Genomic DNA, 26,422 nt, shown 5'->3' on the forward strand with positions numbered 1-26,422 from the left:
TTTTGTAATCCTGCCTTGCAGTCCCTTTGCGGACCTTTTCAGGTCCCGTCGCCCTTGTCCCTTGCTTGTCCCTTGGCCCGCGGCCTACTGCGCGGCCTGGCCCCCAGCCGAGGCGTAGGTGTTCGCCGGGTTGGTCGCATATTTCTTCTTCGCCGCCTCAACCCAGTCAGCGAATTCCTGATCGCTCACCACCTTGACCGCGATCGGCATGAAGGCGTGGTCCTTGCCGCACAGTTCGGAGCACTGACCGTAATACATGCCGGTCTTGGTCGCCTTGAACCAGGTCTCGTTGAGACGGCCGGGGATCGAGTCAATCTTGATGCCGAACGACGGCACCGCAAACGCGTGGATCACGTCAGCGCCGGTGGTCTGGACCCGGATCACCTTGTTGACCGGCACCACCATCTCGTTGTCGACGCCAAGCAGGCGCGGCTGCTTGTCCTGAGCCATCAGCGAGTCGAACTCGAACTTGCCGTTATCAGGGTAGGCGTAGCTCCAATACCACTGCTTGCCAGTGACCTTGACGGTCAGGTCAGCCCGAGGAATGTCGAGCTGTTGGAACAGGAGGCGGAACGACGGCACCGCGATACCAACCAGGATCAGCACCGGGATCAGCGTCCAGGCCACCTCGATCAGGGTGTGGTGGGTGGTCCGGGAGGGCACCGGATTGGCCCCGGCGTTGAACTTCACCACCACGATGACCAGCAGCGCCAGCACGAACAGGGTGATCAGCGTGATGATCACCAAGAGCAAGTTATGGAAGCTGATGATGTTTTCCATCACCGGGGTAGCGGCTTCCTGCAGCGTGATTTCCCACGGCTTTGGCTGCTGCCCAAAAGCCGTCCCGCCGGAGACGAGCGCCATGCCCGCTACCGCCAACCCCAGCAACCGACGGCCCATCAGGCCCTTCGACATCTTCATGCCGCTCGCGCTCCCTTAGAAATAATCCCCAAAGCATTTCCGCCGGATGGCAGGAAATGCCGCACGATCCGCCCTCACAAACGGCCTACCGGAGGTACTTTTGAAGTACACCTTCGAAAGTACCTGCAACAATATTGCTGCAGTACCCCGGGCCAGATCGTTAGAACGCGTCGAAATCCAGCCTCTCAAATCATAATTCCAGGGCTCTCGCAATGCAGTAGTGGTGCGCAAAGCCATGCGTCACCTGCTATTCGCCGGACGTCGGATTTCCCCGACAAATCAGGCAAAACCTGCCGTTTGGCAGGCCTGCACCGCTTGACAGCCCGATTGCCGGATGTAGGCACAGTCATGGTGCTCCCGAGCGACCTGATTCGCTTGGGCCGGATGGTCCTTGATGGCGTGGATAGGCTCTCGGACCGCCTTCAAGGCGCCGTCATTGCGTATCAGTCCGGGTAAGTCCAGTTACAACATGTGCTGCCGGCGCTGCCGGAAATCGTGAGAGGATCGACCCGGATGGGGCGTTCGAAACATAGGGCGGGACGACATCAGGCAGGATCTCGCTTGGAACCGGCCCGCTGGCTCGGCGGCCTGCTCGCCGTGGCCTTCCTGCTCGGCCTGACCCAGGCGGCGAGCGCGCAGGGCGCGGTGCGGTCGGTCCATGGCGACTGGCAGATCCGCTGCGACACCCCGCCTGGTGCCCAAGGCGAGCAATGCGCGCTGATCCAGAGCGTGGTCGCCGAGGACCGCTCCAACGCCGGCCTGACCGTGATCGTGCTGAAAACCGCCGACCAGAAGAGCAAGCTGATGCGGGTGGTCGCCCCCCTTGGCGTGCTGCTGCCCTCCGGGCTCGGCCTGAAACTCGATAACCAGGACGTTGGACGGGCCGGGTTCGTGCGATGCCTGCCGAATGGCTGCGTCGCCGAGGTGGTGATGGACGAAAAACTCTTGGGCCAGCTCCGGGGCGCCAAGACGGCAACTTTCATTATCTTTGAGACGCCCGAAGAGGGAATTGGGTTTCCGCTCAGCCTGAACGGGCTCGGCGAGGGATATGACAAGCTGCCGTGAGGGCGAGCCGATAGCTCCGCAAGATCCGGCTGATCGACCTAACCGGCACTGGCGTAGTAATCAAGCAATCGGCGCGCCTCGATGGAAAGCCAGTCTGCTTCACCGCTGATATAGCCTTCGACTTGCCCGGTGATGCCGATCAAAAAGGTAATGGGCATGCCATAGAGCGCAAACGGCGTGTCGGCTTGGCCGCTTGCGCCGGCTCTTGCCACAAGTCCTTGCGGATCAAGCCCGATCGCAAGGCGCCGGAGCCTCAGCCCTTTTACAAAAGGTGCAATGACCGAGCGGTCGCGATCCGTTGCCACGGCGATCACCATGAGATTCCTGACGTCGCTCGCCGCCAGACTGTCCAGCATCGGCAGTTCGGTCCGGCAGGCCGGACACCAGGTCGCCCAAAAATTGACGAGCACCACCTTCCCTCTCAAGGAGGTCAAATCGATCGCGCCTCCGGAGAGACGCGGAATCGGTACAGACGGGACAGGCCTCGCACCACGAAGCTGGATGAACTGATGCCGGGAGGTGGCGAATGGCGGCGGACCTTCGGCCTGGGCGCGATTGGACGCAGCCGACATCGCGACCGAGGCGCCGGCCCCGAGCAGCCCTACAACGACCGTGCGGCGTGTTAGCCCGCGATGTAGCGTCATGGTGCGTGTCCGCTTGTCATGACCGGATGTAGGACCAACCGGCTTCCTGCAATTCGATGATGCGTCCAGGCCCGCTCGGCACCAGATCGACATTGTCGATCAGCGTGATCGGGCGGCCCTCGCTGCGCTGCATGCCCTGCTTCGTCGCATCGCAGACCACGAAGCGGATGTTTGGATTCACCGCCCTTACCACCTGCAGTTTATCCTTCACCGGCGACGTGTCGACACGGAACATGTGAACGCCGGCATTGTAGGCGACGATCTCGATCATGAACGGTTCGTTGCGGTCCTGGTAGTATTTCGGAAAGTTGAGCGACGTCGAGATCAAAGCCCGCATCGTGGTGGGATCGTCGCTATTGATCGGCAGCACCAGCCGATGCACCGGAGGCGAAGCGCGCTTCGCCTCCGGTTTCGAGACAGCGGAGCCCGGCTCGGTCAGCAACAACGTCACGACCAGCGGCACGATGAAGATCAGCGCCAGCCCGACCCATTTGATTACCTGGCGGAAAGACGGGCGCATTATCGCGGCTTCAAAATGCCCTGGCGAGGGAAGCAATCTCCTCGCGCTTCGAATAGGCGACGAGCACGTTCAATACGAGCAGGACCATTGCCGGTACCGGCGATCCTCCGATGACGAACAAATGCGTGATCACCGCGCCGATCATGATGCAGATGAGCAGCAGCGCACCGAAGCCGGCCTTTCGCGGAAGCAGCAGCAGGATTGCCCCGATGATCTCGAGACTGCCGGTCAAATAGCGAAACCATTGGCCAAGCCCAATATGGTGAAACTCGTCCACCATCATCGGCACGCCGTAGAGCTTGACGCCCCCGGCCGCCAGGAACGCCGGCGCCAGCAATCCTCTGAAAATCCACACGGCAACATAGGTCCAACGGCGCTCGGCAGGCACAGCAACGTCCGACATCGAAACTCCCGAAAGTTTGAGAAACGGTCCGCGGCCGCGAGCACCAGGCCTTAATGTGTCGAAGGCCTAAGGCGACCGCGGCCTTTCAAAACCAAAATTCGGTACTAAGATGAAATTGACAAGTAGGATGATTTTTCTGGTGTAGTATGAAAAAGCAGACTAATGAGCCCGCGCCGTCCGAATGCCCCGCAGCGCCGCAGCTTCAGCGCGCGCTTCGCGTGCTCTCCGGTAAGTGGAAGGGCGAAATTCTCTGGCAGCTTGTCGGCGGCAATCGGCGGTTCGGCGAATTGCGGCGCGCCATTCCCGATGTGACGCAGCACATGCTGACCACCCAACTACGCGACCTCGAAAACGAAGGCCTGGTGAAACGCACCGTGTTTCCCGAAGTGCCGCCGCGCGTCGAATACGAAATGACACCGGCGGCGAGGGACTTGAAGCCGGTATTCGACGAACTGTCCCGATGGGCCAATACACATGGCAGGCTGGAGCCCGATGCAAACGCTGCCGGCAAAGGATATGACAAGTTGCCGTAAGGCATAGGCTGCTAAAACAGCATCCCCATGAGGACCAGGTTTTCGTAGCCGCCATCGACCAGAATGCGGTTGCGCTGCAGCCCTTCGATTTCAAACCCGAATTTCTTGTAGAGCCTGATCGCTGCCGCGTTGCTTTCCCGAACCGTCAGTTCGACCCGGCGCAGTCCAAAGTCGCGCGCCGCGTCGAGCGTCTGACGCATCAAACGCCCGCCTATTCCCTGCCGCCGGAATTCCGGCAGCAGCGCGATGCCGAGAACGCCGACATGGGAATAAATCGGCCTTGGGTTGGGCACGATATCGCACCATCCGATCACCTGGCCGTCTGAAACGGCGACCAGTTGCGGATAACCTTGCTTGATATTGTTGAGAATGAACGCCCGCGTCGATTCGAATGACGGGGCTTCCAGAAACGCGAGATAACGGCGCTCCCTGGCGACGAAATCGAGGGCGCGATGAAAGCTCTCGATGTGGGCTTCCCTGATCGGAACAATTTGAACGACAGCCATCGTCTCAGCAACGTGTTGATCCCGCCCCTCGCGGAATGGCCCGGAAACAACTATCTTGGATGCGCCCCTCCGACAACGGACTGATTTGATGACAAACCCTGCCACCACCTCCCTGCTCGACCGCGCCAATCTCGACCGCGATGCCGTCCGACGCGAGATCACGCGGGGGCTTTTGGGCGCCGATGATGGCGAACTGTTTCTGGAATACGGCCAGACCGAAGCGCTCGGCTTCGACAATGGGCGCTTGAAGCAGGCGACCTACGACACCTCGCAGGGTTTTGGCCTGCGCGCGGTAAAGGACGATGCGGTGGGTTACGCGCATTCCTCCGACGTGTCGCTGCCGGCGCTGATCCGCGCAGCGGACGCGGTGGCGGCCGTGCGCGGCGGGTACAGCGGCAACTTTGCAGCACCGCCGCCGCACACCAATGTGCGGCTCTATGGCGACGAGAATCCTTTGGATGCGCCGGGCTTCGAGGCCAAGGTGAAGCTGCTGGCCGAGATCGACGCTTACGTCCGCGACAAGGACCCGCGGGTGCGGCAGGCCTCGATCAGCCTGGGCGCCACCTGGCAGGTAGTGGAAATCCTGCGGCCCGACGGCGAGAGCTATCGCGACATCCGCCCGCTGGTCCGAGTGAATATTTCCGTCGTCGCCGGCCAAGGCGACCGGCAGGAAAGCGGCAGCAAGGGTTATGGTGGACGCGAGGGTTATGCGCGCTTCATCGAAACAAAAGCGTGGCGCGAGGCTGCCGACGGCGCGATCCGCGAGGCCTTGGTCAATTTGGAATCGGTGCCCGCGCCCGCGGGCGAAATGGACGTGGTGCTGGGCGCCGGCTGGCCCGGCGTGATGCTGCATGAAGCGGTCGGCCATGGCCTCGAAGGCGACTTCAACCGCAAGCAGACGTCCGCTTTCGCAGGGCTGATGGGCAAGCAGGTCGCGGCCAAGGGCGTCACCGTCGTCGACGACGGCACCATCGCCTCGCGGCGTGGTTCTCTTTCAATTGACGACGAGGGCACGCCGACCAACCGCACCGTGCTGATCGAAGATGGCATTCTGGTCGGCTACATGCAGGACCGGCAGAACGCGCGGCTGATGAACATGAAGCCGACCGGCAACGGCCGTCGCCAGAGCTACGCTCATGTGCCGATGCCGCGCATGACCAACACCTACATGCTGGCCGGTGATCGCGATCCGGCGGAAATCATCGCGTCGGTGAAGAATGGCGTTTATGCCGCGAATTTCGGCGGCGGCCAGGTCGACATCACCTCGGGCAAATACGTGTTCCAGTGCACCGAGGCCTACAAGATCGAGAACGGCAAGCTCGGTGCGCCCCTGAAGGGCGCGATGCTGATCGGCAACGGGCCGACCGACCTGCATAGAATCACCATGGTCGGCAACGATCTGGCGCTCGACACCGGCATCGGCACCTGCGGCAAGAACGGCCAGGGCGTGCCGGTCGGCGTCGGCCAGCCGACGCTGCGGATGGAAAAGATCACGGTCGGAGGAACGGGCTAGTGAGCGACAAAAAGGTGGTGAGCGACCACAAGGATGCTTCTCCCGGCCAATGGTCGAGCTGGCGCGCGCAAGCCGTGCAACTGGCGGCGATTGTTGCCGTCGTGTTCCTCGCCAAGGGTGCGATCGCCGAGCCCTTTTATGTTCCGTCCGGTTCGATGGAGCCGACGCTTCTGATCGGCGACGCGTTGGTTGCCTCGAAATTTCCTTACGGCTACGGCGCGGCGTCGCTGCCGATCCAGATCACCCTGCCTGAGACCGGCCGCCTGTTCGGCGATACGCCAAAGCGCGGCGATGTCGTCGTGTTCCGCTGGCCGGGCGACCGGTCGCAGGCCTGGGTCAAGCGCGTGGTGGGATTGCCGGGCGACCGCGTCCAGATGCGGCAGGGCCAGCTCTTCATCAACGACCATGCCGCGACGTTGAAGCCGGACGGCGTGGCGCAGGCCGAAGACGATCGCGGCAATACCGAACGGGCCTACCGCTTCATCGAAACGCTGCCGAACGGCGTCAGCCACGCGATCTTCAAGATGCGCGACAATGGAAGGCTCGACAACACGCCCGAGGTGACCGTGCCGCCGGGCAAACTGTTCGTGCTCGGCGACAACAGGGACAATTCCGCCGACAGCCGCGTCTCTGTGCGCGACGGCGGCGTGGGACTATTGCCGATCGACAATCTGATCGGCCGCGCCGATGCCGTGGTCGGCTCCTGGGATCTCGGCATGCGCAACCAACCGGTATGGACCTGGTTGTCGGGTTTCCGGCTGGCGCGGTTTTTTACGTCCGTGCATTGAGCGGGAAGTAGGGTGGGCAAAGGCGCATTTGCGCCGTGCCCACCATCTCGCCAGCGATCAAGCTAGCGATCAAGCTAATGGTGGGCACGCCTCGCTTTGCCCACCCTACAGCGCTGAGCCATGACCTTCGATGATGTCAGAAAAATCGCGCTTCTCTGGCCGGAGGTCGAGGACGGCACCTCCTACGGCACGCCGGCCCTGAAGGTGCGCAAGAAGATGCTGGTGCGGCTAAAGGAAGACGGCGACAGCCTGGTGATGCCAAGCGTGCCAAGGGACGAGCGCGAGATGCTGGTGGAAAGCCAGCCCAAGACGTTTTACTTCACCGATCACTACCGCGATTATCCGATCGTGCTGATCCGCCTCTCAAAGGCCAGCCGCGCCACCGTCGAGCCGCTGTTGCGCCGGCACTGGCGCGCGCTGGCCTCGAAGAAAGCGGTGAAGGAATTCGACGAGCTTTAGTCTCTTCCGTCATTGCGAGCGAAGCGAAGCAATCCATCTTGCGGCAGTGAAGAATGGATTGCTTCGTCGCTACGCGCCTCGCAATGACGACGTGCGGCATTCGTGCCACCCAGCTACGATCCCCAGGCGAACGGCAATGAACCAGGACCAATTCCTCACCGCCGCTCTGCGCAATCCCATCAACGAAATCATCACCGAGGAACTGTTTCGACTATCGCTGCCGGACGCGTGGCTGGTCTCCGGCTGCCTGGTGCAGACGGTGTGGAACGTGCTGACCAAGCGCGCGGTCGATTACGGCATCAACGATTACGACGTGTTCTATTTCGATCCCGATACGTCCTGGGAAGCCGAGGATGCCGTCATCCGCGCGCTGGCGCAGCGATTTTCAAGCCGCGGCATCGCGGTCGAGGCGCGCAATCAAGCGCGCGTGCATCTCTGGTACCCGAAGAAACATGGTCTGCCCTACCCGCCGTTGCGTTGCTCGACCGATGGCATCGATCGCTTTCTGACCAGGAACACCCAGATCGGAATCCGGCGCACGCGGAATGGGCATGAGGTTTACGCGCCGAATGGTTTTGACGATGTCGCCGCACTGATCGCGCGGCCTAACCCGGGACCGAATTTTTCGGTCGCAAATTATGAGGCCAAGGCTGCGCGCTGGAAGGCGCTGTGGCCGGAGCTCACGGTGCTGCCGGCGGAGCGGCTCTCGTAACCCGGATGGAGCGCAGCGCAATCCGGGACAGTGTTGCCACTGGATACAGTCCCCCGGATTGCGCGGAGCCTGTCATCGGGCGCATTCGCGCGACCCGTTGGCTCCATCCGGGCTTCTGTAACGGGCCTTGGTTTGTCAATCCCTCTTGCTTGGTCCACCTGCCGGGCACTTGCTTCTGTACGGGATCGGCGCTGAGGCCGTCACCTTCTGGGGTGCATGAGGAATCGGCCGGCCAATCTACGGGGTGCGTGGTTGTGAGCCGACTTCCCGGATGGCGGCCTGACCGGATCCATCGTCCCGGCGAGGGACTTCGCTCGGGGAGAGCCTGGTGTCTTGGCCCGCCCGGAATCGATCGATGCTCCTTGCTTAGGTTGCGGTGGCCTTGGCCATCGGGTTGAACGGTTTGGCGTCGGCAAGCATGCGGTGCAGGATGACGGCAAGCTTGCGCGCCAGCGCCACCTTGGCCTTGCGCATGCCCGCGCGTTTGGCGATCCGCATCGCCCAGCTCTTCAGCGCCGAGCAGCCCTTGATCGGTTTGGTCAGCATGACGTGAGCGGCCTGGTGGAGTGCCTCCCGCACCGAGGCATCGCCAATCTTGCTGATGCGGCCGGTGTAGTCTTTTTGCCCCGACTGATGTTTCTTCGGGGTCAGTCCGAAGTGCGCGCCTGTGGCCTTGGATGCGCGGAATCGCTTCGGATCATCGATCGCAGCGGCATAGGTGAGAGCGACGATCGGACCGACTGACGGCGTTGTCATCAGAAGCCTGGCCGGCGGATGCGATCGGGCGAGCTTCTGGGTTCGCTTGTCCAGGCTGCTGAACTCGCGCCGCAGCACGGCATGGGCTTCGAGCAGCGCCTTTGCCACCAGCTCCAGTCCAGGATGGCCGGCGACCAGCTCCCGGATACGGCTGGCGAACGTGCATTCGGTGGTCTTGCCGACCTTCAGGCCAAAGCCCCGGAGCACGCCACGCAGACTGTTCTCGACGTCGCGCAGCTTCGACTGCAGCAGTTTGCGCGCCGTCAGAACCGCACGCGTCTCCTGCGCTTCGATCGACTTGCAGTGCACCGGGCGGAACCAGCCCAGCCGCATCAGTTGCGCGATCCCGCGGGCATCATTGCGGTCCGACTTCACCGGCATCGATTTGAAGGCATCGCGGACGTGCCGCGTCTCCAAAAGCTCGACCGCAAACTTCGCTTCGCGCAGCGCCGCGTAAAGCCATTGCGACAGAGGACCTGCCTCCAGGCCGATCCGCTCGAGCGAAAGCCCCAACGACCGAAACCAGGCGATCAGGGCCTCCGGCTCGCTCGCCACCTTCGCCTCCCGCAAAATCTTGCCCGCGCCATCGACCACGCAAATGGTCGAGCTTTTCAAAGACACGTCGATTCCGGCATAGTGGTACATGGTCGTCCCTCGATGATGCTTGGAGCGGGCTCGCCCGACTCCGGTTATTGACACCATCAGTCTGAGGGACGACCGCCTCCCGGCAAAGCCGCACGCGAGCGCGCTTCCAAATCGCGCCGTAGCGAGCGTGCGGCTGGTTCGGCCGGCCCGTTACCCCATCTACGGTTCTTATGCTGGTGCCGCCCCTACCGCACTACGCCCGAGGTAAACCCCGCCTTGCGGCGCGGCGGCTTGATGTCCTTCTTCAGGAAGCAGTGCGCTTCCTTGCCGGCATAACCCGGCCGGGCATAGGTCCAGGCGCGGCACTTGTTGTCGGCGGAACAGGCGGCCTTGCAGGCGTCTTCGCCGTCGCTGCTCTTGAGATCAAAACTCTTGTAGTCGCCGCCGAAGCGGTCGATCGAGGTTTCGACGGCCTCGTTGCGCCGTTCAACCACGCCAGCGCCGCGCACGCCGGAGACGCAGCAATCGCTCTGTATCCGCGGCGGCACGTTGCTCTTGAGCCAGCACACTGCACCGTTGGCGAGATCAGTCGGATAGTTGAAGCTCCAGGCGCGGCAGCGCCGGTCGCGCTCGCATACCAGCGCACATTCCGCCGGATCGCCCGAGATCACGGGAGCGCTGAGATAATCGCCGCCGGGACGGTCGAATTTGGCCTGCGCCAGCGCCGGGCGCGCGCATACGGCCGCCGCCAAGAAGGCGAGCGCCACCATACACGCCCTGAGCAGGCGACCAGTCTCCATCTGCGGTTGCTTTCGAATGCGCGCGTTGCCAGCGCGGGATGACCTTCCTCGAAAAGTCGTCCACCCCCAGCCCCTTGATTCAGCATGATTTTTCGAAAGACCGGCAGGCGGTCGTTCGGATCATGCTGGATCGGCCGTCATTTGAGCGCCATCAACCTGTACGGCGGATGAACGGCCGAAGACCAGGCAACCCATTTAATCAGAACGCGTATTCCTGATAGACGGGCTCCACGGAACCGCCCCAGTCGCCGTTGAATTTATCCAGCATCTCTTCCGCCGGCGTGCGGCCCGCTTCGAGGATGCGCTCCAGCGGTTCGAGGTGGCGGCTCTCGTCGCGGCCGGAATGGTCGACGCGGTTGCGCCGCCGCAAGCCCGCATGCGACAGCTTCAGGCATTCCTTCGCGATCTCGAACAGATAGCGGTCCTTGATCCTGGCCTTGAAGCCGAAGCGCGGGACATCGTCGCGCAACGCCTGACGCTCCGCGGCGGTCCAGTGGCTGACCAGATTCCAGGCTGCATCGAGGCTGTCATTGTCGTACAACAGGCCGACCCAGAACGCCGGCAGCGCCGGCAGGCGGCCCCACGGCACGCCATCGGCGCCGCGCATTTCCAGATAGCGCTTGAGGCGGACTTCGGGGAAGATCGTCGACAGATGATTTGCCCAGTCCGACAGGGTCGGACGCTCGCCGGGCAACGAATTGTTGCGGCCCTCGAAGAAGGCGCGGAACGACGAGCCGGCGACATCGATATAGGTCTCGCCGCGCTTGACGAAGTACATGGGCACGTCGAGGGCGTAGTCGACCCAGCGCTCGAACCCCATGCCGTCCTCGAACACCCACGGCAACATGCCGGAGCGCGCATTGTCGGTGTCGCGCCAGATCTCTGACCGGAACGACAGGAAGCCGTTGGGCTTGCCTTCGGTGAAGGGCGAGTTGGCAAACAGAGCGGTCGCCACCGGCTGCAGCGCCAGCGAAACCCGCAGCTTCTTGACCATGTCGGCCTCGGAGGAGAAGTCGAGATTGGTCTGCACCGTGCAGGTCCGGTACATCATGTCGATGCCGTACTGGCCGACCTTCGGCATGTAGTTGGTCATGATGTTGTAGCGGCCCTTGGGCATCACCGGGATCTGCGACCGCGACCACGATGGCGTCATGCCAAGCCCGAGAAAGCCGATGCCCAACGGGGTCGCGATCTCACGGACCTGCGCCAGGTGCGCCATCAGCTCGGACTGGGTCTGGTGCACGTTCTCGACCGGGGCGCCCGACAATTCGAACTGCCCGCCCGGCTCCAGCGAGATCGCGCCGCCCCCGGTGACGTCATACAGCCCGATGATGTTGCCGCGCTCCATGATCGGCTCCCAGCCGAGCAGGAGCTGCATGCCTTCGAGCAGCGCGCCGATGCCGCGCGCGCCTTCGTACGGCACGGGCTGACGGCCCTGCAGCGTGAACGGGGTCTTCTCGTGCTCGGTGCCGATGCGAAACTCGGACGGCGCCTTGATGCCGGCCTCGAACCACGCGACGAGTTCGTCACGCGATTGCAGCGGCGTCATATCGATCTGGTCACGCGCCATGAAAAAATCCGGATACCTGGCGATTCGACCGAACGCGCCGTGTGGCTGAGGGGGTGCGGACGGCGTCGTCTGCACCAACGAAACGTATCAAAGATGTCATCGCGCCGGCACGCCGTCGCGGGCAGCAGCCGCCTTGACGTCGGAGCAGGAGCAGCCCAGCCGGTCGAGCAGACCGCAGAGCTTCAAGGCGTCGGCATCGGACAGTTTGGAGCCGACGTGCTTTTCGATCGCCGCCGAATAGGCCCCCCACATCTTCTTCTGCAACTCGCGCCCGGCTTCGGTGATCTCCACGAACTGGCCGCGCTTGTCGATCTTGCATTCGCGGCGCGCCGCCAGGCCTTCGTCCACCAGGCGGTCGATCAGCCGCGAGGTGGAATATTGCGGGATCAGCATCTGCTTTTCCAGCTCCACCGGGCGCATCTCGCCGGACGGGGCGCGCGACAGTTCCAATAGCGCGTCATACCAGGCCAGCGGCGGAAAGCCCGCTTTCTTCAAATCCTGTTCGACGGCATCGAGCACCCGGCTCTGCACCCGCATCAGGCGGATCCAGGCGGCAGTCGCCTCGGTCGATGGTTTGCGTTTCATGGTCCGGTCCGTATCTGTCAAGGATCAGTGTACCGCACTAAATGCAGCTGCATCAATCTTGACTATTCCATGCAGATGCATTTAGTCAGTCCGCCAATAATGTCGAGGGAAGGAAAAAGCCAATGAAACTGTATTATTCCCCGGGCGCCTGCTCGCTGTCTCCCCATATCGCGCTTCTCGAGGCCGGTCTGCCCTACGACCTGGTCAAGGTCGATCTGCGCGCCAAGAAGCTGGAGAATGGTGACGACTTTTTGAAGGTCAACCCGAAGGGCCAGGTGCCGGCGCTGGCGCTTGATTCGGGCGAACTGGTGACCGAAGGCCCGATCATCGTCCAGATGATCGCCGACAAGGCGGGCAAGAATCTGGCGCCGCCCCGCGATTCGGACGAGCGCTACAAGCTGCTGGAATGGCTGAACTACATCACGACCGAGCTGCACAAGAATCTCGGACCGATGTTCTCGCCGGTGCTGGCCGATGACGCCAAGGCGTTTTTCAAGGACCGCGCCATGGGCAAGTTCAAGTACCTGGAAACGGCGCTGGCCGGGCGCGACTACCTGATGGGCAAGCAGTTCACCGTGGCCGACGGCTACCTGTTCACCATGCTGATGTGGGCGACCGACCGCTTGAAGTTCGACCTTTCCGCCATGCCGAACCTTCTGGCCTACAAGGCCCGTGTCGGCGCCCGGCCGAAGGTGCAGGAGGCGATGACCAAGGAAGGGCTGCTGAAGGCGGCGTGAGTTCTTGCGAATAACGAATATGGAAAGGGCGGATCGATGATCCGGCCCTTGTCGTTGCGTAGCCCGGATGGAGCGCAGCGCAATCCGGGAAAGTGCAGCAAGTGGCGAGATCCCCGGATTTCGCTTCGCTCCATCCGGGCTACAACCTACAAAGCTTACGCCGCCTGCTTCTTCGGCGGGAAGCGACCGTAGAAGGTCTCGCCGCTCGCCGCCATGTCTTCGAGGAGCTTCGGCGGGGTAAAGCGCGAGCCGTACTTGGCCTCCAGTCTGTGGCAGAGCTCGACAAACTTTCGCGTGCCCATGAAATCGATATAGGACAGCGTGCCGCCCGTGAACGGCGCAAAGCCGAAGCCCAGGATCGAGCCGACATCGGCCTCGCGCGGGTCGGTGATGACGTGATCCTCCACCGTGCGCGTGGCCTCCACCGCCTGCACCACCAGGAAGCGCTGCTTCAACTCCTCGATATCGATCGTATCGGGGTCGAGCTGCTTGGGCTGCAGCGCGGATAATCCCGGCCACAGGCTCTTCTGACCCTTGCCCTTCTCGGGATAATCGTAAAAGCCCTTGCCGTTCTTGCGCCCCAGGCGGCCCTGCTTCTCGACCAGCTCCACCATCAGCTTCTTCTGATCGGGGTTGATGGCGTTGGGGCCGAGATCGGCCTCGGTCGCCTTGATGACCTTCAGGCCGAGGTCGAGGGCTACTTCATCCGACAGCGACAGCGGGCCGACCGGCATGCCGGCCATTTTGGCGCAGTTCTCGATCATCGCCGGCGGCACGCCTTCGAGGAACATCTCGTTGCCTTCGGCGATGTAACGGCCGACGCAGCGGTTGGCGTAGAAGCCGCGGGAATCATTCACGACGATCGGCGTCTTGCCGATCACCCGCACATAGTCGAGCGCGGCGGCGAGCGCGACATCGCCGGTGTTCTTGCCGAGGATGATTTCGACCAGCATCATCTTCTCGACCGGCGAGAAGAAATGGATGCCGATGAACTTGCCCTGGTCCTTGAAGTTTTCGGCCAGCGACGTGATCGGCAGCGTCGAAGTGTTCGAGGCGAAGATCGCGTCAGGCTTGAGATACTGCTGCGCCTTGGCAAAGGTCTCCGCCTTGACTTTGCGGTCCTCGAACACCGCCTCGATGACGAGGTCGCAATCCCCCAGCGCAGCGTAATCCGCTGATGGCGTGATGCGCGCCAGCAGCGCGTCGCGGTCGCCTGCCTTGGCGCGGCCCTTGGCGATCTGCTCGTCGATCACCTTCTGCGCATGGGCTTTGCCCTTGTCGGCGCTTTCCTGGTCGCGGTCGATCAACACGACGTCGAGGCCCGCGCGCGCCGAGACGTAGCCGACGCTGGCGCCCATGAAGCCGGCGCCGATCACCGCAATCTTCTTCACTTTCGTCGGCGGCACGTTTTGCGGCCGCCGCGCACCCTTGTTGAGCTCCTGCATTGACAGGAACAGGCTGCGGATCATCGCGGCGGCTTCCTTCGAGCGCAGCACTTGCGTGAAGTAACGCGACTCGACGCGCAGCGCGGCATCGATTGGCAACTGCAGACCCTCATAGACGCAGCTCATGATAGCGCGCGCCGCCGGATAATTGTCGTAGGTCTCGCGGCGGTAGATGGCGTTGCCGGCCGGGAACATCATCATGCCGGCCTTGGAGAACACCGGTCCGCCCGGCAGCTTGAAACCCTTCTCGTCCCACGGCGCGACCGCCTTGCCGCCGCCCTTGATCCAGTCCTTCGCCGCCTTGATCAGGTCGGAAGCCGGCACGATGGCGTGGATCAGGTTCAGCGACTTGGCCTTCTCAACGGTGACCGGATCGCCCTTGAGCAGGATCGTCATGGCGTCCTGCGGCGGCACCAGACGCGGCACGCGCTGGGTGCCGCCGGCACCGGGGAACAGGCCGACCTTCACTTCCGGCAGGCCGAGCCGGGTCTTGGGATTTTCGGCCGCAACGCGATAGTGGCAAGACAGCGTCACCTCAAAGCCGCCGCCGAGCGCCAGCCCGTTGATCGCGGCCGCCCATGGCTTGCCGCAGGTTTCGATGCCGCGCAGCACCAGCGAGAAGCGCCGGCTCTGGTCGAACAGCATCTGGTTGGCGGCGACCTCGCCCTTTTCCTTGAAGACCTTTGCGTATTCCTTGTTCATGCCCTCGAGCATCGAAAGGTCAGCGCCGGCGCAGAACGCTTCCTTGCTCGAAGTAATGACGACGCCCTTTACCGCGGCGTCCGCCGTGGTCTGTTTCAGGATCTCCTCGAGCTCGGTGGTCGAGGTTTCATCGAGCACGTTCATCGAACGTCCCGGAATGTCCCAGGTGACGAGCGCAATGCCGTCGGCGTCGTTCTCTAGCTTGAAATTCTTGAAGGCCATGTCGTTGCTCCCTCGGTGCCGCAGCCGATATCAGGCGCGGCGGTTGTGTCTGGATCTCGTAGGGTGGGCAAAGCGAAGCGTGCCCACCATTGCTCGCGGAGTGCGTGATGGTGGGCACGGCGCAAGAGCGCCTTTGCCCACCCTACGCGCTCAGACTCTTTCAATAATCGTCGCGGTCCCCATGCCGCCGCCGATGCACAGCGTCACCAGCGCGGTGGACTTGTTGGTGCGCTCCAACTCGTCGAGCACGGTGCCGAGGATCATGGCGCCCGTTGCCCCTAACGGATGGCCGAGCGCGATCGCGCCGCCATTGACGTTGATCTTCGAATTGTCGATCTCGAACGCCTGCATGTAGCGCAGCACGACGGAAGCAAAGGCCTCGTTGAGCTCGAACAGGTCGATGTCCGACTTCTTCATGCCGGAACGCTCGAACAGCTTTTCGGTGACGTCGACCGGACCGGTCAGCATCATCGCGGGCTCCGAGCCGATATTGGCGAAGGCACAGATTTTTGCGCGCGGCTTCAGGCCGTGCTTGGCGCCCGCTTCCTTGCTGCCGAGCAAAACCGCGCCGGCGCCGTCCACGATGCCGGAGGAGTTGCCGGCGTGGTGCACGTAGTTGACACGCTCAATTTCCGGGTGCGACTGGATCGCGACCGCATCGAACCCGCCCATCTGCGCGACGACGGTGAACGACGGCTGCAATTGCGCCAGTGACTGCATGGTCGTGGTCGGGCGCATGTGCTCGTCCTTGGCAAGGATCGTCAGGCCATTGACGTCCTTCACCGGCACCACCGATTTATTGAAACGCCCCTCGTCCCAGGCCTTGGCGGCGCGCTGCTGGCTCTGCACGGCATAGGCGTCGACGTCGTCGCGCGAAAAACCGTATTTGGTGGCGATCAGATCGGCCGAGACGCCCTGCGGCATGAAATAGGACGGCACCGCCATCGAGGGATCCATCGGCCAGGCGCCGCCGGACGCGCCGATGCCGACGCGGCTCATCGATTCGGCGCCGCCGCCGATCACGAGTTCATGCTGGCCGGCCATGATCTGGGCGGCGGCAAAATTCACGGCGTCGAGGCCGGAGGCGCAGAACCGGCTGATCTGCACGCCGGGGACGCTTTCGCCGAGGCCGGCCTTCAGCGCCGCGAAGCGCGCGATGTCGGATCCGGCCTCGCCGACCGGATCGACCACGCCGAGGATGACGTCATCGACGACGTCTTCGGCGAGGTTGTTGCGCTCCTTCAGCGCCTGCAGCGGCACGGTGGCGAGCGCCAGCGCCGTGACCTCGTGGAGCGCGCCATCGGGCTTGCCGCGGCCGCGCGGGGTGCGAACGTGATCGTAGATATATGCCTCAGGCATGACGCCCTCCTGGTATGAGGATCATAATATTATAGGCAGATCGAACGGGAAACGGCGAAAAATCAGAACGCTTCCGCCGCCAATTCCATGGTGGTCGCGCAGCCGGACTGGATGCGCGCAAGATGGACGTGGGTTTCCGGCAACATCCGCTCCATGAAGAAGCGGCCGGTCACCAGCTTGGTCGTCAGATAGGGCGTGGCGCCGTCAGCCGCAATCTTGTCCTGCGCCACCTTCGCCATCCGCGCCCACATGTAGGCGAAGGCGACGAGGCCGAACAATTGCATGTAATCGGTGGCGGCGGCGCCGGCGTTGTCGGGCTTAGTCATCGCGTTCTGCATCAGCCAGCCGGTGGCCTGCTGCAGATGGCCGAGCGCGGTCGAGAGCGGCGCCACGAATGGCTTCATCGCTTCGTCGCCGCCATACTCCTTGGCAAAGCCAGCGACCTCGGCAAAGAACGCCATCACGGCGCGGCCGCCATTCCGCGGCAGCTTGCGGCCGACCAGATCGAGCGCCTGGATGCCGTTGGCACCCTCGTAGAGCATGGCGATGCGCGCATCGCGCACGAACTGCTCCATGCCGTGCTCCGCGATATAGCCGTGGCCGCCATACATCTGCTGCGCCAGCACCGCGTTGGAGAAGCCGACGTCGGTCATCACGCCCTTCATGACCGGGGTCATCAGGCCCATATGGTCGTCGGCGGCCTCTCGATCCTTCGGATCAGAGGAGCGGTGGGCGACGTCGCTCTTCAGCGCGGTCCACACCACCATGGCGCGGGCCGCCTCGTTGAAGGCGCGGATGGTGAGCAGCACGCGGCGAACATCCGGATGCACGATGATCGGGTCGGCCGGCTTCTCAGGCTCCTTGGGGCCGGTGAGCGAGCGGCCCTGCAGGCGCTCGCGCGCATAGGCGACGGCGTTTTGATAGGCGACTTCGGACTGCGCCAGACCCTGCACGGCGACGCCGAGGCGGGCCTCGTTCATCATCACGAACATGCCCTGCATGCCCTTGTTCTCTTCGCCGATCAGCCAGCCGGTGGCGTTGTCGTAATTCATCACGCAGGTAGAATTGCCGTGAATGCCCATCTTGTGCTCGATCGAGCCGCAGGACACGCCGTTGCGCTGCCCCAGCGAACCGTCGGCATTGACGAGGATTTTCGGCACCACGAACAGCGACACGCCCTTGATGCCGGCGGGCGCACCTTCGATGCGCGCCAGCACCAGATGGATGATGTTCTCGGCGAGGTCATGCTCGCCGGACGAGATGAAGATCTTGGTGCCCGTGATCTTGTAGCTGCCGTCGGCCTGCTTCACCGCCTTGCTGCGCAACAGGCCCAGATCGGTGCCGCATTGCGGCTCGGTGAGGTTCATGGTGCCGGTCCACTGACCCGCCACCATCTTCGGCACGAACATCTTCTTCTGTTCGGGCTTGCCGTGGACCAGAAGCGCGGCCGTCGCGCCCATGGTCAGGCCGCCATACATCGAGAACGCCATATTGGCCGCGCTCTGGAATTCGGTGACGACCTGGCTCAGCGTCACCGGCAGCCCCTGCCCGCCATATTCTGCCGGCGCCGACAAACCGAGCCAGCCGCCCTCGGCCACCTGCTTGAAGGCTTCCTTGAACCCCTTCGGCGTCGTCACCGAGCCATCATCATGCCGCTTGCAGCCTTCGAGATCGCCGACGCGATTCAGCGGCTGCAGCACCTCTTCGGAAAGTTTTGCGGCCTCGCCCAAAATGGCCTCGCGCACATCGGCGGAGGCATCGGTGAATCCGGGCAGATTGTCGTAGCGATCGATCTGGAACACGTCGTTGAGCAGGAAGGTGACGTCTTCCACGGGGGCTTTGTAGATCGGCATGGTGTTCTCCCGGCAGGGGCAAAGGGCGACGAAGGCGTTTGAATGAAATTCGTTGTGGCGTTCCGGAACGAGACCTTACCGCGTTCCGGCAGTCCTAGGGAGTGAGTGGGCAAGCGAAATATCCGGACAACCATTGCGACATAAGTCGAGCCGGAGGTCGCAGCCTTTGCTTCCTCACCTCACTGCTTGGCGAGTTGCTCCCCCATCAAGCGGTGCAGCAGATTGATTGCTTTCAGCGGACGCACCATCACCTTGAAGTGCGTGATCTTACCGTCATCGCTGAACGTGATGATGTCGACGCCGTTGATCTTGATGCCCTCGACCTCGTTTTCGAATTCGAGGACCGCGCCGCTCTCGCTGCGCCATTCGCCTGTGTATTTGAAGCCGGGGCCGCCCAGCACCTTCTCGGCGCTCGCCAAATATTTGAAGGTGATGTCACGCCCACGCTGCGGCGTGTGGACAACAGGGCTTTCGAACACCGCGTCCGGGTGCAACAGGTCCCATAGCGCCGCCTTGTCATGGGACTTCATGTAGCCGTACCACTTGTCGAGGCCGCTCATGGTCATCACGTCTCCTATGCGGGCGATGACGGGCTGGCGCCGGGAATGGACTTCTCCGGAGCTTATGCGCGTTGACGCATATGCAACTTTATGCATAAAGTCAAATCACAATGAAAGCCGGAGGCGGGCGTTTTGGCGCTTGGTGACGCGATCCTTGCCTGCCTGACCGAACGTCCGATGACGGGCTATGAGCTCGCCAAGACGTTCGACAACTCTATTGGATTCTTCTGGAAGGCAGACCACCAGCAGATTTATCGGGAGCTCACCAAACTTCGCGACCGCGGCCATATCCAGGGCCGCGAGGTGGTGCAGTCCGGTAAGCCGAACAAGCTGGTCTATACCCTCACCCCGGAGGGGCGCGCCGCGCTCCGGCATTGGGCTGCGCGGCCGAGCGTGCCGGCTTCGATCAAGGACGACCTCTTGGTGCGGCTCTATGCGCTCGATAGCGTCGACATCGAACCGCTGCGCACCGACCTGATGGCGCGGCTGGAACATCACCGCGACCGCTTTGCCCGCTACGAGCGCCTGCTCAACAAGCGATTCCCTGACGGCACGGCGCGGCCGGCGGATGTCGGCAAATTGCTCGGACTTCGCATCGGCCTCGCCCACGAGCGCGCCGTAGCGGAATGGTGCGAAGAGGCGATCGAGGCATTGTCGGCCCTATCTCCAGGCACGGAGCGGAGTAACGTCGTGCCCATCGACGAGAACAAGCGCGAAAACAACGCCTGACGCCAGCCGATTTGGCCGCCTGGTAACTTTTGGGGCAGTCCGTCCCATTCCTTAACCCCTTCTTTACCGTAACGCGAAAAAGTCAGTTCCGAGGCAGGCGACCCGCGCGGAAATACGATTGTCTCCTCAGTGGGACGCGCGGGGAGGCTGATGGCGCGGGTGGGGCGCCGTAGCGGAACCGGACGAGAGCATGAATTCGCGCGTATCGTGGAGTGTTGACGGCATCGATCCATCGGTCCGCGATAGGGCCGAGGCGGCTGCGCGCCGCGCCGGCATGTCGTTGAACGACTGGCTGAATTCCACCATCGGCGAACCGGCCCCGCCCAGTTTCGGCGCACCTTCCGGTCAGCGGCCGGCGATGCCGAGCCGGCAGATCCCCGATGTGGCCGACATTCACCAGCGGCTGGATTCGATCACAAAGCAGATCGAGCAGATTTCGCGGCCGGCAGCCCGCGGCGAAGCCGCTCATGGCGAGCCGACGGTGGCCCGCCAGCTCAACGACGCCATTTCGCGCCTCGACGCGCGGCTGTCGCAGATTTCGAATCCCGTGCCGGCGCGTCAGGCCCAGATGCAGGAAAAGCAGCGTCAGACCGATTTGGTCGAGCGTGCCGCGGCCCAGGTCTATCGCCCCGCGCCGCCGCTCAGCCCGGCCTCGATGGATTTTGCGATCGCCGAAATCGCCGCCCGCCAGAACGAACTCGATACTCCGACGCCGCGCCAGATGCCGCCGCGCAATGCCGCGCCGATGGCCTCGGCCGCCCAGCCCCATTCTGCGTATCCCACAACGCAGTCCGCGCCTGCGGGGCCGGACTTTTCGTCGCTCGAACGGCACCTGATCAAGATCACGAGCCAGATCGAGGCGCTGCAGCGCCCAGATCATATCGAGCAGTCGATTGCGGCATTCCGCAGCGAGCTTGCCGAAATCCGTCAGGCCATCACCGAGGCGGTGCCGCGCCGGGAGATCGAATCGCTCGAGAGCGAAATCCGCTCGCTGTCGCGCCGCATCGACGACAGCCGCCACAACGGCACCGACGGCCAGATACTGGCCAACATCGAGAGCGCGCTCGGTGAAATCCGCGAAGCGTTGCGCTCGCTGACACCGGCCGAGCAGCTTACCGGCTACGACGAGGCGATCCGCAACCTCGGCGCCAAGCTCGACGTGATCCTGCGCTCCAACGACGATCCGTCGACGGTGCAGCAGCTCGAAAGCGCGATTGCGGCGCTGCGCGGAATTGTGTCCAACGTCGCCTCCAACGACGCGCTGGCCCGCCTCGCCGACGATATCCACACGCTGTCGGCCAAGGTCGACCAGCTTTCCCGCTTTGACGGCAACAGCGATGCCTTCGGCATTCTCGAGCAGCGCCTCGCCGCGCTGACCTCGACGCTGGAATCCCGGCAGCCGCCGGCCGCAAGCGAGAATTCGGAATATGTCGAAAACGCGCTGCGCTCGCTGTCGGAGCGGCTAGACCGCATTCCGGTCGGCAACGACAATGCGTCGGCGTTAGCCCATCTCGAACAGCGCGTCTCGTATCTCTTGGAGCGCCTGGAAGCCTCTAACGATCGTTCCGCAGCTCCGGCCATCGATCTCGGACGGGTCGAGGAAAGCCTGCACGACATTCTGCGTTCTCTCGAACGTCAGCACGCCAGCCTGGTCGCGCTCGCCGAATCCAACCGCAATTCCGGCGGTGCGGCAGCGCCGATGGACACCGGCATCGTCGATCTGGTGAAGCGCGAATTATCCGACATCCGCTTCAGCCAGTCGGAAACCGACCGCCGCACGCAGGACTCGCTGGAGACCGTTCACAACACGCTCGGCCATGTGGTCGATCGCCTGTCGATGATCGAAGGTGATCTGCGCGGGGTTCGCGCCGCGCCCCAGGGAGCCCGGGCGCCGCTAGAGGGGCGTGACGAGGCCCCGCGCGCGGTGACGCCGCCGCCGCAGGCCTTTACGCCGCCGCCACAACCCTCGACGCAGCCGTTGATGCAGCCTTTGGCGCCGCCGAAGCCGGAATTGCCGAATCCCGCTGTGCTGCAAGAATATCCTCAAGGACATTTCGACGCTGCCCCGCGCGAATTCCACGCCGTGCAAACGGCCGCGCCGGTTGTGCCGCCATTGCCGCCGCGGGCGATCAGCGAAATCCTGGAGCCGCATGCATCAGCGCCGCGCACCGCGATCGCGCCGGAACTGCCGCCGGATCATCCGCTTGAGCCGGGTACGCGGCCGCCGGCACGTATGTCGTCGCCGTCGGAGCGGATCGCCGCTTCCGAAAACGCGATCAGCGAGATTGCTTCCGCCCCCAAGGAGCCGGTCAGTTCGTCGAGCTTCATTGCCGCCGCGCGACGCGCCGCGCAGGCCGCCGCCGCCGCGCCACCGCCTGAGAAAGCCGGACGTTCGGCTGCGAAGGCCGTGCTCAAGGACAAGGGCGGCAACAAGGCCAAGGCGGACGACAAGAACGCGTCGAACATTTCCTCAAAAATCCGCTCGCTGTTGGTCGGCGCAAGCGTGGTCGTGATCGTGCTCGGCACCTTCAAGATGGCGATGACGCTGCTGGATACCGGCAGCGTGCTGCAACTGCCGATGATGGAGCAGTCCCGCGAGCCGGCTCCGCCGGCCGCACCCTCGGAGAGCAGCTCCAGGCCCGCGCCCGCAGTTCCCGCGCCGCAGGCGCCCTCGATGATCTCGCCGACGCCGGTCGAGAAGCAATCGAACAATTCTTCCGCACCGAACACGCTGGATAGCGCACGGATCGCGGCCCCGCCGCAGGCCAGCGATATCACCGGCGCGATCCAGGCGATGCCGGCCAGCGGCGTCAAGCTTGCGATGATCGCGGTGCCGCCGAGCGAGCGGTTGCCTGACGGTATCGGCGGCCCGGTGCTGCGCGCCGCCGCGCTGAAGGGCGATCCGACCGCCGCTTACGAGGTCGGTGTGCGCTTTGCCGAAGGCAAGGGCGTCGCCCCGAACCTTGACGAGGCCGCCAAATGGTACGACCGCGCGGCGCAGGCCGGCGTGGTGCCCGCACTGTTCCGGCTCGGCACCTTCTACGAGAAGGGCATGAGCGTGAAAAAGGACCTGGATATCGCGCGGCGTTACTACCTGGAGGCGGCCGAGCGCGGCAGCGCCAAGGCGATGCACAATTTGGCCGTGCTCGACGCCGACGGCGGCGGCAAGGGCGCCAACTACAAGAGCGCGTCGATCTGGTTCCGCAAAGCCGCCGATCGCGGCGTCGCCGACAGCCAGTTCAACCTAGGCATCCTCTATGCCCGCGGCATCGGCGTCGAACAGAACCTCGCCGAATCCTTCAAATGGTTCAGCCTCGCAGCCGCCCAGGGCGATGCGGATGCCGGCCGCAAGCGCGACGATATTGCCAAGCGCCTCGACGCCCAGTCACTGGCAGCGGCCAAGCTTGCGATCCAGACCTTCACCGTCGAGCCGCAGCCCGACGAGGCCGTTAACGTCGCGTCACCTGCCGGCGGCTGGGATTCGGCCCCAGCACCTGCCACGGGCAAGCCCGCCGCCAAACCGGCTGCGACCAAGCGCACCGCCGCCGTTCACTAAGCGCTTGGCGCCGGCATCGCCGCCATATCCTCGGCCATAAATTCGTATTAGTGCTTCTGGTCAGCCTGATCCTGACCGGGTCCGGCTTGCAAAGAGGATCGATTGTCAGCCGACGACAGCCAGCACGGGGAAAATCGTTTCCGCAGCTCGCCGACAGGTCCTGTGGTCGCGCCGCCGCGCATCCCAGCCGGTCGGACCCCGGCGCCGCCGCCCCAGCCATCGCGGCGCAGACGGCATTTTTGGACGGTGGCGATCTTCATCCTGTTGGTTGCTGGCATCTGCATTCGCGCCTACCGAGACCTGTCGCAGCCGGACGCTTGGCACTACTGGAAGGATCAGTACGTCTCGCCAAGCCTGACGTCGCAGGTGATTGAGACGCTTTATCTCGATGGTTCGAGCAAGGGCCGGCGTGCGCTGTTCGTCAGCGGGACCATCGGCCCTGCCGCCGCGAATTGGTTTCGCGGCAGATTGGAGCAGGCCAATCTCGCGCCAGGCGACATCGTGCTGTTGGCCTCGCCCGGCGGCGATTTGAACCAGGCCGTGATCATGGGCGAGATCATCCGCTCGCGGGGGCTCGCGACCGCGGTCGGCAGCGCTGACGCTTCGGGCCGCATCAAGCCCGGTTACTGCGCCAGCGCCTGCGTGCTGGCCTATGCCGGAGGCAAGACCCGCTTCGGCGTATTAGGCTCGGCATTGGGCGTTCACCGGTTTGTCACCACCAGGCCCGTGGACGACCCCGTCGCGGACACCCAGCGGATTGCTGGTGCTGTGCTGGGCTACATGACCAAAATGGGGGTTTCGTCCTCGATCGTGGAAGCGATGTCCGAGACCCGGGATATTCGCTGGCTCAGCCCCAAGCAGGCCTTGGCGATGAACCTCGTCACGGAGCCGCTCGGAAAGCCCTGAGTCGGCCGAGTGCCGTGCCCCATGAACCGACCGGCTTTCCGGATTTTGTAACAGCGTTGCAACATCCCGAGGCACGCGCGCGTACGGCAAAAATTTGCCTTCCCGGGCATTTTTAGTCCCTCATCCTTCCGAATTCGGTTATGCAAAGGCGCGGGAACCGGCCCCTGCGCACGCAAAGGTGCATGCGCGAACCGGATTCCACTGCCGGCAAATACAAGAGAAACCATGCCCTGAGCGGCCCCTCGGCCGTCTCTTGCGGCAAAGCTACAAAAGCAGACGCGCGTGCAGCTCTACCTCCCGATCGCCGACATTCCGGTCAATGTTTTCCTCATCCTGGCGATGGGCGCGGCGGTTGGGTTCGTCTCCGGCATGTTCGGGATCGGCGGCGGCTTCCTGATGACGCCGCTGTTGATCTTCGTCGGCATTGCTCCCGCGGTTGCGGTCGCTTCCGTCGCCAGCCACATCGCGGCCTCCTCGTTCTCCGGCGCGATATCCTACTGGCGGCGCCGCGCCATCGATCCGCTCTTGGCGGTCGTGCTGTTGACTGGCGGCAGTTTGGGCACGGCGCTGGGCGTGTGGACCTTCACCCTGCTGCGCTCGCTCGGTCAGCTCGATCTCATGATCGCGACGTCCTACGTGATCCTGCTGACCACCGTGGGCGCCCTGATGTTCTGGGAAGGCCTGCGGGCGCTCTTGCGGGCCCGCCGCGGCGGTCCGATCACCACGCGCCGCCCGGGCAGCCATGTCTGGATTCATGGCCTGCCGTTGAAGATGCGCTTCAAGCGCTCGAAAATCTATCTGTCCGTCATTCCGGTCGTCGTGATCGGTTTGGCCATCGGCTTCATCGGCGCCGTGATGGGGATCGGCGGCGGCTTCATCCTGGTGCCGCTGTTGATCTATGTGCTGCGGGTGCCGACCTCGACCGTGATCGGCACCTCGATGGTGCTCACCCTGGTCACGATGGTGTTCGCCACCATGCTGCATGCCGTGACCAATCATCTGGTCGATGCGGTGCTGGCGCTGATCCTGATGGTCGGCGGCGTCACCGGCGCCCAGTTCGGCGCCCGCGCCGGGCAGAAAATCCGCGGCGAACATTTGCGGCTGCTGCTCGGGTTATTGGTTCTTGCCGTGGGCATTCGTTTCGCCGTCGAGCTGGTGATCCGGCCCGAGGATCTCTTCACCGTGCGGGAAACAGGAGTGACGGGATGACCGCACGCCTCGCCCGCACGCTCGGATGGCTGGCGCTGGGCGCGGTGCTCGCGGCGTCGCCGGTTCGGGCCGAACGGCTGATCGTTTCGGTGTCCAACCACCGCGTTACCGTGACGCCCAACTATTCCGGCGAGGAGCTCGTGCTGTTCGGCTCGGTGGAGAAGGACGCAAACACGCCGACCAACCGCACTTATGATCTCGTGGTAACGGTGGCCGGCCCGCGCGCCGACATGGTGACGCGCCGCAAGGAGCGCCGGTTCGGGATCTGGATCAACACCGACTCCCGGCAGTTCCTCAAAGTGCCGACCTACCTGGCGCTATTTTCCAACCGCCCGTTCGACGCCATCGCCGCGCCCGAGGTGCAGCGGCGGCAGCAGCTCGGGCTGAACAACGTGCTGCTCACCCAGCGCGTCGGGCCTGACTACGCCGACGTCGTGCCGGACGATGCGTTCCGCAGTGCCTTCGTGCGGCTGCGCAAGCAGCACGGCCTCTATCGCGAGGAGACCTCGGCGGTGACGTTCCTGACGCCGACGCTGTTCCGCACCGGCATCCCGCTGCCTGCGGAAGTGCCGATCGGACTCTATAATGTCGAGATCAAACTGTTCGCCGAAGGCGCGCTGGTGGCCAAGACGGATACTGCGTTCGAAATCGTGAAAGTCGGCTTTGAGCAGTTCGTCGCGACTACCGCGCGCCAGAACGGGTTTGTCTATGGACTCGTCACTGCGTTCATGGCGCTGATGACGGGATGGATGGCCTCGATCGTGTTCCGGAAGGATTGACGCGG

Annotated in this window: 25 protein-coding genes; 12 read left to right on the forward strand and 13 right to left on the reverse strand. The window is 63.6% G+C overall.

What is annotated here, in order from left to right; all coding sequences use genetic code 11:
* Positions 1-84 precede the first annotated feature (84 nt).
* On the reverse strand, positions 85-921 hold the full coding sequence (gene coxB / locus RX328_RS40880) for a cytochrome c oxidase subunit II (protein ID WP_213256306.1): 837 nt from the start codon (positions 919-921) through the stop codon (positions 85-87).
* Positions 922-1,434: 513 nt separating this feature from the next.
* Between coxB and RX328_RS40885 the strand changes: the two genes are divergently transcribed.
* Entirely contained in the window at positions 1,435-1,986 is a 552-nt protein-coding gene (locus RX328_RS40885) for an invasion associated locus B family protein (protein WP_409410906.1), read from the forward strand.
* A gap of 38 nt (positions 1,987-2,024) precedes the next feature.
* Here the strand turns inward: RX328_RS40885 and RX328_RS40890 are convergent, their stop codons facing one another.
* The 3 genes from RX328_RS40890 to RX328_RS40900 are packed head-to-tail and all read right to left on the reverse strand — an operon-like array spanning position 2,025 to position 3,553.
* Complete coding sequence (locus tag RX328_RS40890; protein WP_312018134.1) at positions 2,025-2,723, reverse strand: TlpA disulfide reductase family protein; 699 nt, start codon at positions 2,721-2,723, stop codon at positions 2,025-2,027.
* Entirely contained in the window at positions 2,647-3,150 is a 504-nt protein-coding gene (locus tag RX328_RS40895; RefSeq protein WP_213256310.1) for a hypothetical protein, read from the reverse strand. Before RX328_RS40895 ends, RX328_RS40890 begins: the two co-directional genes overlap by 77 nt.
* A 10-nt stretch (positions 3,151-3,160) precedes the next feature.
* Positions 3,161-3,553: a DoxX family protein gene (locus tag RX328_RS40900; RefSeq protein WP_213256312.1), complete on the reverse strand. Its 393-nt coding sequence runs from the start codon at positions 3,551-3,553 to the stop codon at positions 3,161-3,163.
* A gap of 146 nt (positions 3,554-3,699) precedes the next feature.
* On the opposite strand from RX328_RS40900, the gene RX328_RS40905 reads away from it, so the two are divergent.
* Positions 3,700-4,086 (forward strand): winged helix-turn-helix transcriptional regulator, encoded by a 387-nt coding sequence (locus RX328_RS40905; protein ID WP_213256314.1) that lies wholly within the window; start codon positions 3,700-3,702, stop codon positions 4,084-4,086.
* 11 nt (positions 4,087-4,097) lie between these two features.
* Here RX328_RS40905 and RX328_RS40910 read toward each other — a convergent pair whose 3' ends face one another.
* On the reverse strand, positions 4,098-4,592 hold the full coding sequence (locus RX328_RS40910) for a GNAT family N-acetyltransferase (protein ID WP_213256316.1): 495 nt from the start codon (positions 4,590-4,592) through the stop codon (positions 4,098-4,100).
* A gap of 88 nt (positions 4,593-4,680) precedes the next feature.
* Between RX328_RS40910 and tldD the strand changes: the two genes are divergently transcribed.
* From tldD to RX328_RS40930, 4 genes are all read left to right on the forward strand, one after another.
* Positions 4,681-6,105 carry a metalloprotease TldD gene (gene tldD / locus RX328_RS40915; protein WP_213256318.1) on the forward strand — a complete coding sequence of 475 codons (1,425 nt, stop codon included), beginning with the start codon at positions 4,681-4,683 and terminating at the stop codon, positions 6,103-6,105.
* Positions 6,105-6,893, forward strand: a complete 789-nt coding sequence (lepB, locus tag RX328_RS40920) for a signal peptidase I (RefSeq protein ID WP_409410907.1) — start codon at positions 6,105-6,107, stop codon at positions 6,891-6,893. The genes tldD and lepB overlap by 1 nt, the downstream gene beginning before the upstream one ends.
* A 120-nt stretch (positions 6,894-7,013) precedes the next feature.
* Positions 7,014-7,352 (forward strand): MmcQ/YjbR family DNA-binding protein, encoded by a 339-nt coding sequence (locus tag RX328_RS40925; RefSeq protein ID WP_213256320.1) that lies wholly within the window; start codon positions 7,014-7,016, stop codon positions 7,350-7,352.
* A 136-nt stretch (positions 7,353-7,488) separates the two neighbouring features.
* Complete coding sequence (locus RX328_RS40930; RefSeq protein WP_213256322.1) at positions 7,489-8,064, forward strand: nucleotidyltransferase family protein; 576 nt, start codon at positions 7,489-7,491, stop codon at positions 8,062-8,064.
* A 366-nt stretch (positions 8,065-8,430) separates the two neighbouring features.
* On the opposite strand, the gene RX328_RS40935 is transcribed toward RX328_RS40930, so the two are convergent.
* From RX328_RS40935 to RX328_RS40950, 4 genes are all read right to left on the reverse strand, one after another.
* Positions 8,431-9,465 (reverse strand): IS110 family transposase, encoded by a 1,035-nt coding sequence (locus RX328_RS40935; RefSeq protein WP_317258590.1) that lies wholly within the window; start codon positions 9,463-9,465, stop codon positions 8,431-8,433.
* Positions 9,466-9,650: 185 nt separating this feature from the next.
* A complete protein-coding gene (locus RX328_RS40940) occupies positions 9,651-10,175 on the reverse strand; it encodes a PAN domain-containing protein (RefSeq protein WP_213254266.1) in 525 nt (174 codons plus the stop codon).
* 229 nt (positions 10,176-10,404) lie between these two features.
* Positions 10,405-11,775 carry a glutamate--cysteine ligase gene (locus tag RX328_RS40945; RefSeq protein WP_213254179.1) on the reverse strand — a complete coding sequence of 457 codons (1,371 nt, stop codon included), beginning with the start codon at positions 11,773-11,775 and terminating at the stop codon, positions 10,405-10,407.
* 96 nt (positions 11,776-11,871) lie between these two features.
* A complete protein-coding gene (locus RX328_RS40950) occupies positions 11,872-12,360 on the reverse strand; it encodes a MarR family winged helix-turn-helix transcriptional regulator (RefSeq protein ID WP_065731894.1) in 489 nt (162 codons plus the stop codon).
* A 122-nt stretch (positions 12,361-12,482) separates the two neighbouring features.
* On the opposite strand from RX328_RS40950, the gene gstA reads away from it, so the two are divergent.
* Complete coding sequence (gstA, locus tag RX328_RS40955; RefSeq protein WP_213254181.1) at positions 12,483-13,097, forward strand: glutathione transferase GstA; 615 nt, start codon at positions 12,483-12,485, stop codon at positions 13,095-13,097.
* 155 nt (positions 13,098-13,252) lie between these two features.
* Here the strand turns inward: gstA and RX328_RS40960 are convergent, their stop codons facing one another.
* The 4 genes from RX328_RS40960 to RX328_RS40975 all read right to left on the reverse strand — a co-directional run bounded on the left by RX328_RS40960 (position 13,253) and on the right by RX328_RS40975 (position 19,244).
* Positions 13,253-15,466: an FAD-dependent oxidoreductase gene (locus RX328_RS40960; protein WP_213254183.1), complete on the reverse strand. Its 2,214-nt coding sequence runs from the start codon at positions 15,464-15,466 to the stop codon at positions 13,253-13,255.
* A 150-nt stretch (positions 15,467-15,616) separates the two neighbouring features.
* Complete coding sequence (locus RX328_RS40965) at positions 15,617-16,825, reverse strand: acetyl-CoA C-acetyltransferase (RefSeq protein ID WP_213254185.1); 1,209 nt, start codon at positions 16,823-16,825, stop codon at positions 15,617-15,619.
* A 62-nt stretch (positions 16,826-16,887) separates the two neighbouring features.
* The gene (locus tag RX328_RS40970) at positions 16,888-18,678 is read right to left on the reverse strand and encodes an acyl-CoA dehydrogenase C-terminal domain-containing protein (RefSeq protein WP_213254193.1); all 1,791 of its coding nucleotides are present in this window, start codon (positions 18,676-18,678) and stop codon (positions 16,888-16,890) included.
* 179 nt (positions 18,679-18,857) lie between these two features.
* On the reverse strand, positions 18,858-19,244 hold the full coding sequence (locus tag RX328_RS40975; RefSeq protein ID WP_213254195.1) for a nuclear transport factor 2 family protein: 387 nt from the start codon (positions 19,242-19,244) through the stop codon (positions 18,858-18,860).
* A 126-nt stretch (positions 19,245-19,370) separates the two neighbouring features.
* On the opposite strand from RX328_RS40975, the gene RX328_RS40980 reads away from it, so the two are divergent.
* From RX328_RS40980 to RX328_RS41000, 5 genes are all read left to right on the forward strand, one after another.
* Positions 19,371-19,967 carry a PadR family transcriptional regulator gene (locus RX328_RS40980; protein ID WP_213254197.1) on the forward strand — a complete coding sequence of 199 codons (597 nt, stop codon included), beginning with the start codon at positions 19,371-19,373 and terminating at the stop codon, positions 19,965-19,967.
* A gap of 190 nt (positions 19,968-20,157) precedes the next feature.
* Positions 20,158-23,523, forward strand: a complete 3,366-nt coding sequence (locus RX328_RS40985) for a tetratricopeptide repeat protein (protein WP_213254199.1) — start codon at positions 20,158-20,160, stop codon at positions 23,521-23,523.
* 102 nt (positions 23,524-23,625) lie between these two features.
* On the forward strand, positions 23,626-24,429 hold the full coding sequence (locus tag RX328_RS40990) for a hypothetical protein (RefSeq protein ID WP_213254201.1): 804 nt from the start codon (positions 23,626-23,628) through the stop codon (positions 24,427-24,429).
* 282 nt (positions 24,430-24,711) lie between these two features.
* Complete coding sequence (locus RX328_RS40995; RefSeq protein ID WP_213254203.1) at positions 24,712-25,638, forward strand: sulfite exporter TauE/SafE family protein; 927 nt, start codon at positions 24,712-24,714, stop codon at positions 25,636-25,638.
* A complete protein-coding gene (locus RX328_RS41000; RefSeq protein WP_213254205.1) occupies positions 25,635-26,417 on the forward strand; it encodes a TIGR02186 family protein in 783 nt (260 codons plus the stop codon). Before RX328_RS40995 ends, RX328_RS41000 begins: the two co-directional genes overlap by 4 nt.
* Positions 26,418-26,422 lie beyond the last annotated feature (5 nt).

Origin of the sequence: Bradyrhizobium sp. sBnM-33 (assembly GCF_032917945.1) — a bacterium.
Taxonomy (GTDB): Bacteria; Pseudomonadota; Alphaproteobacteria; order Rhizobiales; family Xanthobacteraceae; genus Bradyrhizobium.